The sequence below is a fragment of the Leptobacterium meishanense genome, from assembly GCF_037645805.1.
Taxonomy (GTDB): Bacteria; Bacteroidota; Bacteroidia; order Flavobacteriales; family Flavobacteriaceae; genus Leptobacterium_A; species Leptobacterium_A meishanense.
On the sequence record NZ_JBBEXE010000001.1, the window covers coordinates 398313 to 411143 of the forward strand.

The 12831-nt window shown below is 36.8% G+C and carries 14 protein-coding genes; 2 read left to right on the forward strand and 12 right to left on the reverse strand.

Going from position 1 to position 12831, the window contains the following annotated elements; all coding sequences use genetic code 11:
• Positions 1 to 30: 30 nt before the first annotated feature.
• Together secA and WBG21_RS01875 are read left to right on the forward strand one after the other, a co-directional pair.
• A complete protein-coding gene (gene secA, locus WBG21_RS01870; RefSeq protein ID WP_340074210.1) occupies positions 31 to 3393 on the forward strand; it encodes a preprotein translocase subunit SecA in 3363 nt (1120 codons plus the stop codon).
• A gap of 31 nt (positions 3394 to 3424) precedes the next feature.
• Entirely contained in the window at positions 3425 to 3931 is a 507-nt protein-coding gene (locus tag WBG21_RS01875) for a M48 family metalloprotease (RefSeq protein ID WP_340074212.1), read from the forward strand.
• A 97-nt stretch (positions 3932 to 4028) separates the two neighbouring features.
• Here WBG21_RS01875 and WBG21_RS01880 read toward each other — a convergent pair whose 3' ends face one another.
• The 12 genes from WBG21_RS01880 to WBG21_RS01935 form a co-directional block, all read right to left on the reverse strand.
• Entirely contained in the window at positions 4029 to 5162 is a 1134-nt protein-coding gene (locus WBG21_RS01880) for a type II secretion system F family protein (RefSeq protein ID WP_340074214.1), read from the reverse strand.
• Complete coding sequence (locus tag WBG21_RS01885; protein ID WP_340074215.1) at positions 5162 to 5626, reverse strand: PulJ/GspJ family protein; 465 nt, start codon at positions 5624 to 5626, stop codon at positions 5162 to 5164. Before WBG21_RS01885 ends, WBG21_RS01880 begins: the two co-directional genes overlap by 1 nt.
• The gene (locus WBG21_RS01890; protein ID WP_340074217.1) at positions 5613 to 5951 is read right to left on the reverse strand and encodes a hypothetical protein; all 339 of its coding nucleotides are present in this window, start codon (positions 5949 to 5951) and stop codon (positions 5613 to 5615) included. Before WBG21_RS01890 ends, WBG21_RS01885 begins: the two co-directional genes overlap by 14 nt.
• Positions 5939 to 7219: a hypothetical protein gene (locus tag WBG21_RS01895; RefSeq protein WP_340074219.1), complete on the reverse strand. Its 1281-nt coding sequence runs from the start codon at positions 7217 to 7219 to the stop codon at positions 5939 to 5941. The genes WBG21_RS01890 and WBG21_RS01895 overlap by 13 nt, the downstream gene beginning before the upstream one ends.
• The gene (locus WBG21_RS01900; RefSeq protein WP_340074221.1) at positions 7216 to 7677 is read right to left on the reverse strand and encodes a hypothetical protein; all 462 of its coding nucleotides are present in this window, start codon (positions 7675 to 7677) and stop codon (positions 7216 to 7218) included. The genes WBG21_RS01895 and WBG21_RS01900 overlap by 4 nt, the downstream gene beginning before the upstream one ends.
• The gene (locus WBG21_RS01905; RefSeq protein WP_340074223.1) at positions 7667 to 8536 is read right to left on the reverse strand and encodes a hypothetical protein; all 870 of its coding nucleotides are present in this window, start codon (positions 8534 to 8536) and stop codon (positions 7667 to 7669) included. Before WBG21_RS01905 ends, WBG21_RS01900 begins: the two co-directional genes overlap by 11 nt.
• Positions 8537 to 8546: 10 nt before the next feature.
• Entirely contained in the window at positions 8547 to 9476 is a 930-nt protein-coding gene (locus WBG21_RS01910) for a fibronectin type III domain-containing protein (RefSeq protein WP_340074225.1), read from the reverse strand.
• A 2-nt stretch (positions 9477 to 9478) separates the two neighbouring features.
• Positions 9479 to 10213 carry a hypothetical protein gene (locus tag WBG21_RS01915; protein WP_340074227.1) on the reverse strand — a complete coding sequence of 245 codons (735 nt, stop codon included), beginning with the start codon at positions 10211 to 10213 and terminating at the stop codon, positions 9479 to 9481.
• A 206-nt stretch (positions 10214 to 10419) separates the two neighbouring features.
• Positions 10420 to 10746 carry a type II toxin-antitoxin system RelE/ParE family toxin gene (locus WBG21_RS01920; RefSeq protein ID WP_340074229.1) on the reverse strand — a complete coding sequence of 109 codons (327 nt, stop codon included), beginning with the start codon at positions 10744 to 10746 and terminating at the stop codon, positions 10420 to 10422.
• Complete coding sequence (locus WBG21_RS01925; RefSeq protein WP_340074231.1) at positions 10747 to 10944, reverse strand: hypothetical protein; 198 nt, start codon at positions 10942 to 10944, stop codon at positions 10747 to 10749. It abuts the gene before it with no gap.
• A 237-nt stretch (positions 10945 to 11181) separates the two neighbouring features.
• Positions 11182 to 11610 (reverse strand): hypothetical protein, encoded by a 429-nt coding sequence (locus WBG21_RS01930; protein ID WP_340074233.1) that lies wholly within the window; start codon positions 11608 to 11610, stop codon positions 11182 to 11184.
• A 2-nt stretch (positions 11611 to 11612) separates the two neighbouring features.
• Positions 11613 to 12831: hypothetical protein (locus WBG21_RS01935; RefSeq protein ID WP_340074235.1), on the reverse strand; the 1219-nt coding region annotated here is incomplete at its 5' end.

Consider the following 12831-nt stretch of genomic DNA (forward strand, 5'->3'; position numbering starts at 1 on the left):
AATTTTGAAACAGTCAATCGTAATATACTTATGGGTTTATTAAATACTATCATTAAGACATTTGTAGGAGACAAGGCGAAGAAAGATATTAAAGAAATTCAACCGCTTGTAGATAAAATAAAGGAATATGAAGCTGGTCTTTCAAAACTCTCACATGATGAGTTGAGGGCAAAAACAGTAGCTTTTAAGACACAGATAAAAGAAAGCAGAAAATCATTCGATGAGCAAATAGCACAGTTAAAACAAAAAGTAGAAGCATCAGAAGATATCGATCAAAAAGAAGAACTCTATACAGAAATAGATAAATTAGTTGATGATGCGTATCTAGCTACTGAAAGCAAACTTGAAGAAATACTTCCGGAAGCATTTGCTGTAGTGAAAGAAACTGTAAAAAGGTTTACCAATAATGAATCTATCTCCGTAACTGCAACCGCATATGATAGGGAGCTTTCCGGAACCAAAGATTTTGTAACTCTTGATGGTGAAATGGCTATCTGGAGCAATTCATGGGACGCGGCAGGAAAAGAAGTTACCTGGGATATGGTTCACTATGATGTGCAACTTATAGGTGGAATTGCACTGCACCAAGGTAAAATAGCTGAAATGAAAACTGGAGAAGGGAAAACACTAGTGGCTACACTTCCCGTTTATCTAAATGCACTCACAGGAAATGGTGTACATCTTGTAACCGTAAACGATTATTTGGCAAAACGAGATAGTGCATGGATGGGCCCTATCTTTCAATTTCATGGATTGTCCGTAGATTGTATTGATGGCCATCAACCTAATTCCCCCGAACGGAGAAAAGCCTATGAAGCTGATATTACCTACGGAACTAACAATGAATTTGGTTTTGATTATCTACGGGATAATATGGCGCATACACCTGCCGATTTAGTACAACGTCCACATAATTATGCTATTGTAGATGAAGTAGATTCTGTACTGATTGATGATGCAAGAACCCCTTTGATTATCTCCGGGCCTGTTCCTCAAGGTGACCGGCATGAGTTTAATGAACTCAAACCAAAAGTTAGCGATATTGTTACCAAACAACGCCAATACCTCACAGGAGTATTGGCTGAAGCCAAAAAACTCATAACAGAAGGAAATACTAAAGAAGGAGGATTTTTATTGCTCCGTGTTTATAGAGGATTACCTAAAAACAAAGCATTAATTAAGTTTTTAAGCGAAGAAGGTGTTAAACAACTACTTCAAAAAACAGAAAACTTTTATATGCAGGACAATAATAGGGAAATGCCCAAAGTGGATGCAGAACTGTTTTTTGTAATTGAAGAAAAAAATAATCAGATAGAATTAACCGATAAGGGTATTGAATACCTTTCAGGTGATACAGATCCTGACTTTTTTGTGATGCCAGACATTGGAATAGAGATTGCCAAAATAGAAAGCCAAAACTATCCTATTGAAAAGGAAGCTGAAGAAAAAGAAGCATTGTTCAAAGAGTTCAGTATAAAAAGTGAGCGGATCCACACCATGAATCAACTTCTAAAAGCTTATACACTTTTTGAAAAAGATGTGGAATATGTGGTAATGGACAATAAAGTTATGATTGTTGATGAACAAACAGGCCGTATCATGGATGGCCGACGCTACTCAGATGGGTTACACCAAGCAATAGAAGCTAAAGAAAATGTAAAAATTGAGGATGCTACCCAAACGTTTGCTACCATCACACTACAAAATTATTTCAGGATGTACCGTAAGTTATCAGGGATGACCGGTACTGCTGTAACTGAAGCAGGCGAATTTTGGGAAATCTACAAACTCGATGTAATGGAAATCCCTACCAACCGGCCTATAGCACGAAAAGATAGAGAAGACTATATATATAAAACCAAACGAGAAAAATACAATGCCATTATCGAAGAAGTTACCGAGCTTTCAAAAGCCGGAAGGCCTGTGCTTATAGGTACTACCTCTGTCGAAATCTCTGAGCTTCTCAGTAGAATGCTTACCCTTAGGAAAGTGCCTCACAATGTACTGAATGCGAAACTTCATAAAAAGGAAGCCGATATTGTTGCTGAAGCAGGAAAGCCAGGTATTGTTACTATTGCTACAAATATGGCAGGGCGTGGAACCGATATCAAGCTTTCTGAAGAAGTTAAAAAAGCAGGTGGGTTGGCCATCATAGGTACGGAACGTCATGATTCCCGAAGGGTCGACCGCCAGCTACGAGGGCGTTCCGGTCGTCAAGGAGATCCCGGAAGTTCACAATTTTATGTTTCGCTAGAAGACAATTTGATGCGTTTATTTGGTTCAGACAGAGTTGCAAAAATTATGGATCGGATGGGCTTAAAAGAAGGTGAGGTCATACAACACTCTATGATGACCAAATCTATTGAACGGGCGCAGAAAAAAGTAGAAGAAAACAACTTTGGTGTCCGAAAACGTCTTTTGGAATATGATGACGTAATGAACGCACAACGAGAAGTTATCTATAAAAGACGCCGTCATGCATTGCAAGGAGAGCGCCTAAAGGTAGATATTGCCAACATGCTTTTTGATACTTGCGAAGTCATTGCAGAGACTAATAAAGCTGCTAATGATTACAAAAATTTTGAATTTGAATTAATTAAATACTTTGCACTAACCGCCCCTGTCTCTGAAGATGAATTTGAAAAGTTATCTGTTCAGGAAATAGCCTCAAAAATTTATAAAGTAACATACAAGCACTACAATGAGAAAATAGAACGTAATGCTGCTATTGCTTTTCCTGTAATCAAAAATGTCTACGAAAATCAAAGTGATCGTTTTGAGCGCATCGTTGTTCCTTTCACAGATGGAAACAAAACCCTTAACGTGGTTACAAATTTGAAAGATGCCTATGAAAGTAATGGGGAAAAATTGATTGCCGATTTTGAGAAAAACATTTCCTTGGCTATCATCGACGATGCATGGAAAACACATTTACGAAAAATGGATGAGCTCAAGCAATCTGTCCAGTTAGCTGTTCATGAGCAAAAAGACCCTTTACTCATCTATAAGTTTGAAGCTTTCGAGCTCTTTAAAGCTATGATTGACAAGGTTAATAAAGATGTTATCTCATTTTTATTTAAAGGGGAGTTACCAACACAAAACCCTGAAAATATTCGAGAAGCCCGTACAAACCGTCCAAAAGAAAAGCTCAACCTTTCAAAAGAAGAAGTTTTAAACAGTGATGAATTAGCTGCAAGAAATCGTGCTGTAGGGCAGACCCAACAAAACAGGCCACAAGTAACGGAGACCATTGTACGTGATAAGCCCAAAATTGGTAGAAATGAACGTGTTACCATTAAAAATGTAATGAGTGGTGAAAATAAAACAGTAAAATATAAACAAGCAGAACCACTTATTGCCAGAGGGGAATGGGTTTTGTTAGAAGAAGAATAATTTGTTTTATTTAAAATTAAATGTTTACAACATGAACGCTATCAAAAAATACCTCATCCTTACAGTATTTATTGTGGGCATCTCTCTTTCAAGTTATGCCCAATATTGGACTGCCCCAAGTGGAATACGAGAAATCCCTGTCCCCACACTTAATGATATTGCTATTGCATCATTTGATGGTTATGGACCTGTTATTTATTACAATCCAAATATTACAAACCAAGTAGGGCCTTTAGTTACTGCTTTTTTCCATGCACATGAATATGGACATCATAACTTAGGACATGTGACTGCTCAGATTATAAATAAAAATAATCCCTATGTACAAATATGGTTAAATAGTACTGCCGAAAACGCAGCAGATGCTTATGCTGTTCGGTACCATGTACAGAGAGGCAATAAGGGTGTTTTACAAGCTACGTATCGTAGGTTTGTCAATTTTCCAAACAATGGTGATGCTACACACCCACCATCTACAGTGAGAGCTAATAACATTGCTAATTTGTATTACCAGCTCACAGGTGCTTCTTTATTCTAATAGAATAGAATAAACCCTTAAAACATTATATTTCAAATGATTAAGGGTTAATGTATGTTGTGCCTTCAGGAATTAATAATGCTAGTATTAAAGTAATTCACCCTAAAACACTACTCAACTTAAACATTGGTAAATACATCGCAATCAGTATAACAGCTACTAGAATCCCTACAAATAGGATAATAAGAGGCTCCATAGCAGTAGTAAGTAGTTTTGATTGCCGTTGCACCTCGGCACTATATTGATTATTAAGTTTTTCAAAAATAAATCCGGTCTGATTGGTTTCCTCTGCTACTTTAATAAGCGCTATCATTTTATGACTAAAAATAGTACTTCCTTTTAAACTTTCGCTTAGTGTAGCACCCTTCGTTATTTTTTCTTCGGCTTCTATAAGTGCACTTTGTAAAGGATAAAAATCAATCATTTTTTTTACCAACTGTATACTGTTCAAAATAGGGACTTTGGCCGCACTTAGCAAAGAAACTGCCTGTGTAAATTGGGCCAAATGAACTGTTATAATAAAACGACCTAAAAATGGCATTTTAGTACTTAAACGATCTCTCTTTTTCCTATACCAATTCTTTTTTGAGAACGCACCTCTGAATATGAATAGAATGGTTATCAATACCAAGACGGTCCATCCGTATGTTCTTGAAGCATCTGAAAGGCTTATAATAAATCTGGTAATGCCTGGAAGTTCCACATTGTTTTGCTGAAAAATATCTTGAAACATCGGTACTATTACACGGAGCATAAAAATGACAACCAACACAGCTGTAGAAAGAATAATTATAGGGTATGTTAGAGCACTAATAAGATTTCTTCGCTGTTTATTCTTACGTGCAAAAAATTGTGCTAATTCGGTTGTAATCCGAGCTAGTGTGCCTGTCTCTTCTCCTATTTTAATAGCATAGTATTCATATTCTGTAAACTCTTTTTGACCCTTCATTGCTACTGAAAAACTAGCTCCCGAAATAATAGCATCAATAAGTTGCCCGAAGAAGGTTTTTAAGCTCCTTTTTCGTTCCGACTCTTCTATAAGCACAAGGGCCTCTTTTAAGGAAATCCCCGCTTTTAGTAACACACTAAGTTCTGTATAGAAGTACTCTTTCTTTTTAGTGGTAAAGAGCCCTCCAAAAAGTGTTATTTCTTTTTTTAAAATAGCCGTTAAGCCACTTTTTTGTGGTATCGATTTTTTAGGGGCTGGTATATTATCAAGTTTAAAACCCATCAGTTCATATATTGCGAGGCATCATTCTGTTTATATATAAATATTTTTTTGTGCTGAAAAGTCTTAGATGTGGTTAGCTCCACAGCGTCTATCAAACCATTACTAACAGGAGTTCCGTCAAAGTAAAATACGTTCCCTTCTATGCCAACATCAATAGTGTCTGCACCTTTTAACAGGTATGTCTGTTCAAATATATAAAAAACCGAATCCAGTTCGTTTTTGAGGAATAATGAATGGCTAACCGCATCATAACGAATGGTTTGATATCGATTAAAGTCAATCCACAATTGTTGTTCTAACCGTTTTAATTCATCTGAATACTTAAAATTTTGCTCTATACCCTGTAGCTGCTTTTGAATCAGGTTTAAAACCGAAAAAGCAATCCCTACAACAATAGTAGTGATGAGTAGTGCCACAACCAATTCACTAATGGTAAAAGCTTTTATTTTTTTAGTGTATATCATCTACTAACTTTCGGGTTACTTTTTTATGGGTATTAAGATTTACAGCTGTTATTTCTACCCAATTAACGGTTTCAGTTACTGTTTTGTTAATACTGATATTCCAGCTATTATACGTTTCAGTGTATGGAAGCTTCATCTTCGTATGTTGATATTGATATTCCAGTTTATTCATGTATGATTCAACGGCTTCGGTATTGTGGTTAATTGTATTGCTGAAAAGGTTGTTTAATGTAAGACTGGCGATCATAAAAATAATTACGATGAGTACGGTAGCAAACATCGTTTCCATCAGTGTAGCGGCTTTTATCCTTTTTAATAGAGCCATTTCATTACTGTTTTGTTATTTTGTTCTATGGGTAATCCGGTATAAGCTTCCGGTAAGTTTCCTGCTAAAATGTTCCCATTATAGATATGATTTTGATAGATGGAGCCAAATTCGTTTACGGTAAACCTTGAAATATATACACTGCCATTCACGGTGCCTTTAAGCTCAAAAATACCCTCGCAATACACTTCTCCATACACACTCGCATTTTCTTCTAAAACAATATGAGGAGCATAGCGCTGCCGAGCTATTCTTCCCAAATGCAATACCACTCCTTTAACAACAGCACCTTTACCAATACGTAACTGTGGGGCATCTTCTTGATATGGTTGTTGAGTCTCTACTGCCAGTTCCTCTTTTAGGATGAATGCAGATGGATAGCGTAATATGCAATTATCTGCTATCGAAATTTTTTTAGAAGCAATCGCTTGAAATGTTCCTGTTGTTTGTGGTTTTATAATAATTTCCGGGGCAATAAGAATTACATCTGTCAATCTAGAAGATGCATCAACAACAATACGTTCTTCCGATTTTACGATGATATTTCCTGTAAGGGTTGCCCTTTCAAGATAAATAGTGGCATCATTGTATACATATTGAACGGTATTTAAAAATGAATTACTGTAATTCATTGCAGGGACTATTGGCAATATTTCACCATCGGATATAATCGATGTGCCTTGTAATTGGGCTAAGCGATTTTTTAAACCTGTCGGTAATCGAGGCAGTTGTTCTGTGCTATTCAATGTCCTGCCTTGTATCAATGTATTTCCATAATACGCATTTCCTGCAATAGTGCCCGGCCGGGCGCCTTGCTTTGGTAGGTAGGCAGCCCCTTGTATGCTGGTAGTCCCTACCAGCACTAAAGGACGGTTCTCTTCTTTTAAATACAAAGCAGGACGGTTTTTTGAGTGCCCTCCAATCAATGCAGTTTTTACCACTGTATTTTTTTTGATGATAGCGGTTGTCCGTAACACTTCAAAAAGCCCCCAAGAAGTTCTATTAATAGTTACCTGTGCATTACCATTACCAAGTACAAGTGGAACAGTAGTAGCTATATCAGTCGTGTTCTCATTATTAATGGCATAGTGCATTCCTATATTGGCCTGTTTAACTGTTTTTATAGTTAATCCTGCCTGTTTTTTAAAAAACAAATGGACATGGGTAAGGGTTACAAAGCCCATTAGAATAATAGCGATGGCTACTCCCGTAAAAACAACAAATTGTAGCGCGCCTCCGCGTACTTTCATAGATAAAAGGTGCTTCATTTTTGTATGGCAATGGTTTTTTGTTCATTTTGATACCGAACAGTAGCAGTTGTTTTATCTGCCCGAATAAGACGGACACCATTTATTTCTTTACCTGTTTTGAGCATGTACTGCTGGTTATTTATTTGCAAAAAGTAAATGTTCTCAGAAGCGTTGGTATCACTTATCATGCCTTTGTAGGTTACAAGCGGCCATACAATTGCTTTTTTTGGTTTTGAAAGGCTTTTTTTAGGTTTCGCAGGTGTTTTAAAAGCCCCAAAAAATGGATCCCGAGAATAGGTGTGAATACTAAATGTGTCTTTTTCCTTTACAGAAAGCGGATAAAAGGAAGTAGCAAGAACAGGGGTAGGTTTTGGAATGTCAGAAGGGGATATTTCGGAAATGACTTGGTAGGCAATAGCTCCCCAAATACCTAATACTAATACTAGAAGTATGTATGTATTCCGCCTATTCTTCATAGGAGATATTTGTTATTTTTTTCATGGTTTCCAGTAATTTTTTATTGGTTGCTTCCAATTGCTCAATACGTTTTTCTTGTTGAATGGTGTACAATGTTAATTCTTCTATTTTTTGAAGGAGCTTAGCGTCCATCTCCCCTAAAAAGATGCCATTTTTGGCTACTTCTTCCGCTGAGGGGATGTCTTGCAAATGGCCTTTTTCTTTAATGTGGGTTTCTACTTCTTGCAGGGTAGGCAAGGTATAGGAATCTTCAAAAACAAAATCGGGCCAACCTATTAAGTCTACTTTCACTTCTTTGGTGTGTATGTTACCATTTACAGCCAATTTTGCATCAGGAGTAGTGGTGCCAATGCCAACATTACCAGAAATAAAACTATAACTACCACTCTTAGTTACGTCTTCATAGATGGTAGGGTCGGGGATTAATGTTGTTACAGAAGGAATGGTTACAAGTAGAGTACTTTCCTTGGTTATGGTCATTTCAACAGAAAGGTGGCCATACATGCCAGGACTTTTTGCAAAGAGTTCATAGGTAGTTGCACTCACTTTTTTAAAAGCAATATAATCACCTACTTCAGTACCTGTAATAGTATAGTTCCAACGAGCAGTTATAACCCCGGAAGACTCACGCATATGGAGTTGTATTTTTGCATTGTACCCTCTCTCTCCTGTTCGTATAAAATTAACCTCGGCATTTACATTTACAGAATTATGCGGATTGTTTCCCGTAAAATCAAAAGAGGCAAGTTTGTACCAATTGGCAGGATTACTACCCAATCCAAACTTTCCTTCGTAATGGTCTTGTGCATTGATAAAAATTGTGATAAATAACCCAATACATAGTAGTGTTTTTTTCATTTTATAAGTTTTATTTGATTGTAAAATTAAAAGGGGCACTTTCAGGGCTTTCATTCCTTGCGTTGTCAAAAGCTTTTACTACCCAGTAATAGGTGTTGGGTTGTAAAGTAGCGGTAAATGTCTTGTCAGTCCCTTGTCCTTTAATGACGAGGTTCTGGAGGTTGTTGTCGCCATACACATAAATACTATCGAGCTCTTGGCTTCCGGAAACATCCTCTCGCGTCCAAGAAAATGTAATTTCGGAATTGTTTTGATTCGAATTGTTAGCAGGTGTAGTAAGCACAGGTGTATTAGGATTGGTAAGGTCTATAACAATATTCCGGGAAGAAAACAGGGTATTTTGCGTAGCATTCTGGGCACGCACCTGCCAGGTGAAGCTGCCTTCGGAAAAGGTACTGTTTATAACCGTTTCAATAGTAGTTTGATCTACAACGATCTCTTCTGTCGCATCCAGTATTTGCAGGCGGTACTCGGTAGCTTCTTCTATGGCGTCCCACGATAGGGAAATACTGGTTTCATTGATTGCAAAATTGTTTGAAGGGCTTAGCAGCACTACGGTGTTATTTGCAAACCCTTCGTTTTCTTGTACGGCAAAGTTATGTGAGGAAAAACCGGTTTCAAAACCGCTGTTCAATGCTTTTACCCGCCACTCATAGTTATTGGGTAGTAGTTCTTTAGTAAAAGAGGTTTGTACTACAGCAGTGTCTATCACTATTTGAGCAGCATTGGCAAAATTAGGCATGACTACCTGGAGTAAATATTCTTCGGCATCTTCCACAGATTGCCAGGTAAAAGTGGCTGTATTGCTCTGGATCACAGCACCTTCAGATGGTGCTATGAGTAAAACGGTTCTTCCGGAGATGTCTTCTACTTCTATAATATCATCACAACTGATTATCAGTACAAGAATGAGTATTACAAACAGCATGTATTTTTTCATGATTAAAGGTTAAGGTATTGACGTTCTTTTTGGAGTTTGTACGCTTTTTTATAGGTGTTTATAGGGCACCTGCTATAGTCATTGCTAATGATTTCTATTTGTGGTTGGTATTTCCGGTCAAAACCCCAACAGAAAGAAGAAGGGTGATAGGCAAAGGGAGTAATGGTTGAAAGGTGAATACTTCTTATTGCTTTTTTATTTTTTATGAGTTGTAACATGGCAGCATGTTCACTATCATTTTGTATAAGATAGATTTCCTCAGCGTCTATTAGTGCTTTTTGTAATTTATCAGAGCTAACCATAGCTATAGAAGTCACTATTTTATATTCACTATCATTTTTCAGGTAGTTTAGTAACCCCTTATTTTCGGGGTGGTTGATCGTTTCCTTAAGGGTAACATGGTCAGAAATCATCAATTGAATGTAGTGGGGTTTGTTTGGCAATGAGTCTATATAGGTAATTGTAGTGAGTTGCCCGTTCTTTTCTCGTAAAGATGCGTACGCTTTGTAGGTTGTTTTATTAAACGGTACAGATCGTACATACACACGTATTTTCTGAGTTAGTTCAGGAAAACCAATGGTTTTAAAATGGTTATGGATGAGTTTATCTTTATTGAACCCAATACTTGCCAGTTGGGGAGAGCTAAAAGCTAGCTGGTGTTTTTGATGGTGTATATATATTGTTTTACAACTGCTTATGAGGATAAGTAATAAAACTACAATAGCATTTTTTATCATGAAAGGAACTGTTTTTATAGACTCCAAAAGTAGGAAAAACAGTTTAAAAAATGAGTTTTATATTTACTTTTTATTTATGGTGATTTTTTAAAAATCCCTTTTTTGGGATAGGCCACAAATTAATTGTTTTTCAATAGAATTACTCCACGATTTTTGCTGGTTGAGAACCTTAACTTTCTCATTTCTATTTTAAAGAACGTCTTCTTCTATTTATTTTTGTTAGGGTGTTGTCGTGTATCAAACACCCTTATAATATAAATCTTTTCTTTTCCTATTCTGTATGTGATTTTATAATAATCCTCTAGCAGCTTTCTGTATTCATATTTCAAATGTGAAAAATATTCATCAACAGCACCAATATTGGTCAAATCAACAGTTGTACTTTCTAACATTGACATCCGTTTAAATAGTATGGCGATTATTTCTACTGCCTTTTCTTCACCTAAGAGTTCTCTGTTAAAAGATTTGATTTTATTCAAATCTTTAATAGCTCTTTTAGTCAATTCAACAGGTTTGATATCGCTCTTACCCAATTAGATGATCATTTTTCGTGCATCTTCTAAACTATAAGTTCTTCCAGTTTTGATATCTTCTTCTCCTTCAACAATCATTTTATCTAATTTTGATTGTTCCAAATAAGCTTTTGCCATTTCATAGAACATTTTTACAAATCTATCATCACCTATATCTATAAACTTATGAAGCTGTTGTTTTAATTCTAATGTACTCATAACATTATTTTTTTGACATTGTAAAGATACTAAAAATAGCATCAATATTCATTCCTATTTTTAATAGATACCCTATAAAATAACCCTTTAAAAAACTATTTTTCTGTTGATGCACCCAATGGAAAGTATTTATTGACCTCTTCTCTACCCCCCCATAAAACAAACACCTGTTATAAATTAAAACCGTTGGGTAGGGTACTGTTTCTCAATTACTCATAACCCAATGGCAACCATGCCCTAATTTGAACCATTACCATGCCTCGTATATGCAAATCTATATATTGTGTCATCATTATAATTATAGACTTGGGTTTGTATCTTATTTAGAATGGTTGTGACTTCCTCCACATCATTCTTACATCTGATAACAAAAGTTCTACCTAATAGCTCTATTTCTATACTTTTATTATATAAATCAGAATTTTTAAATCTTTCGAAGTTTTTCTCATTATTGTCTTTTTCAAAGTTAAAAGTGAGTAGAAAGCCAAAACCTTTAGGGTCTGCAACTTCAACATTTAACTTCTTTAATAATCTCTGTCGTGTTATTTGAAAATCAACTTGATTATCTCTATATATATCTATCTGAAATTTAATATTGGGGTTCCTAACCAACATTTGTAAATATTCAGATAGGGTAACAGGTTTTTTCTTGAAAAAATTAAACATCTCTATCTTCTACTATTTAATAACAAATATGGAGCTACTGCAACATGCGTTCCGGCAGTTCCAGTTCCTAAATATACTTGGAGTGCGTTTGTAGCAGGATTAATATAACTTGGTCTTGTATATAAGGGCTGATAAATTATATTATCTACACCTCTTCCAAAATTTAAAGAACCTTTAATAGAATTTGGTAAAAATCTTCCAGCATGGTAACCTGTTCCTGTACTTAAATCTATTATACCTCCCTTAGGAGCTCTATGAATTCTGGTGCTATATAATATGATGTCATCAGCATGCGTAAAAGCTTTAGTAGTGGATAATACGGGCCTGGAACGTGTTGCAAAAGCAGCTCCTCCATATGATGGACCTACTATGGATAAAGCTCCCCCAATCAATGTTGAAGAAATCATCATCCAATCACTTCCAATACTTCCTTCTTCCCATCCCAATGCTCCGGCTCTCCAACTGGCTGCAAATGAGGTAAAGTCAACATCTGCCAATGCATTATAACTAGGGGCTTGGTATGAGTTGCCATAACGTACTCTATATTCCTGTAAGACTTTTTCATAGTCTCCGGTGAAACCAAATTGTTCTTTCCATTGAGAAAAGGAACCACTAAATGAGCTAACAACTTCAGATGTCCATGCCCTGTTACTTTTATCAACTCCTGTTACCGTAACACCTTCCAATTGGTTTACCGTTCCTGTACAAACCTGTCCGGGAGGGCATCCAGTCATTCCTCCGTCAGAGTCAACTACATTAGGCCAGTTATTTCCCATGGCAAGGTATGGACTATGAAACTCCCCATACGGGTCGGTAGTAAGCCACCTGTTAATCCTGGGGTCATAGAGCCGCAGCTCAAAGGCCGGTTTCCCTGTCTCGGGGTCGGTTTCTGCAAAGTCTCCCTGGTAGCCGTACCTATAGGTGCCATCGGTGAGTTGGCGGTTTGGCATGGGCATCCCGCCTGGGTAGTAATCGGTAGCGTTGGTCAACCCGCCACTGCTTACCACCGCCCGTACATTGCCCAAATGGTCGGTGAGCTGGTACACACTACTGCCACTCTGCCTAAAATAAATACCCAACCTCCCACTGCCATAAATGGCATGTTCGGTAAGGGTACTGTTGTTATAGATGGCCAGTACGCTTCCTGCCACATCTCTTACATAATAGTCTGTTCGTGTCAAAGAACCACTTGTATTATAAATCTCTTTCTTTACCCGGTGG

Bases quoted from the DNA above. Each gene is read 5' to 3' on its own strand.
- WBG21_RS01925 (WP_340074231.1), bottom strand. From the start codon at position 10,944: ATGAGTACATTAGAATTAAAACAACAGCTTCATAAGTTTATAGATATA.
- WBG21_RS01875 (WP_340074212.1), top strand. From the start codon at position 3,425: ATGAACGCTATCAAAAAATACCTCATCCTTACAGTATTTATTGTGGGC.
- WBG21_RS01910 (WP_340074225.1), bottom strand. From the start codon at position 9,476: ATGAAAAAATACATGCTGTTTGTAATACTCATTCTTGTACTGATAATC.
- WBG21_RS01885 (WP_340074215.1), bottom strand. From the start codon at position 5,626: ATGATATACACTAAAAAAATAAAAGCTTTTACCATTAGTGAATTGGTT.
- WBG21_RS01890 (WP_340074217.1), bottom strand. From the start codon at position 5,951: ATGGCTCTATTAAAAAGGATAAAAGCCGCTACACTGATGGAAACGATG.
- WBG21_RS01915 (WP_340074227.1), bottom strand. From the start codon at position 10,213: ATGATAAAAAATGCTATTGTAGTTTTATTACTTATCCTCATAAGCAGT.
- secA (WP_340074210.1), top strand. From the start codon at position 31: ATGGGTTTATTAAATACTATCATTAAGACATTTGTAGGAGACAAGGCG.
- WBG21_RS01900 (WP_340074221.1), bottom strand. From the start codon at position 7,677: ATGAAGAATAGGCGGAATACATACATACTTCTAGTATTAGTATTAGGT.
- WBG21_RS01895 (WP_340074219.1), bottom strand. From the start codon at position 7,219: ATGAAGCACCTTTTATCTATGAAAGTACGCGGAGGCGCGCTACAATTT.
- WBG21_RS01905 (WP_340074223.1), bottom strand. From the start codon at position 8,536: ATGAAAAAAACACTACTATGTATTGGGTTATTTATCACAATTTTTATC.
- WBG21_RS01880 (WP_340074214.1), bottom strand. From the start codon at position 5,162: ATGGGTTTTAAACTTGATAATATACCAGCCCCTAAAAAATCGATACCA.
- WBG21_RS01930 (WP_340074233.1), bottom strand. From the start codon at position 11,610: ATGTTTAATTTTTTCAAGAAAAAACCTGTTACCCTATCTGAATATTTA.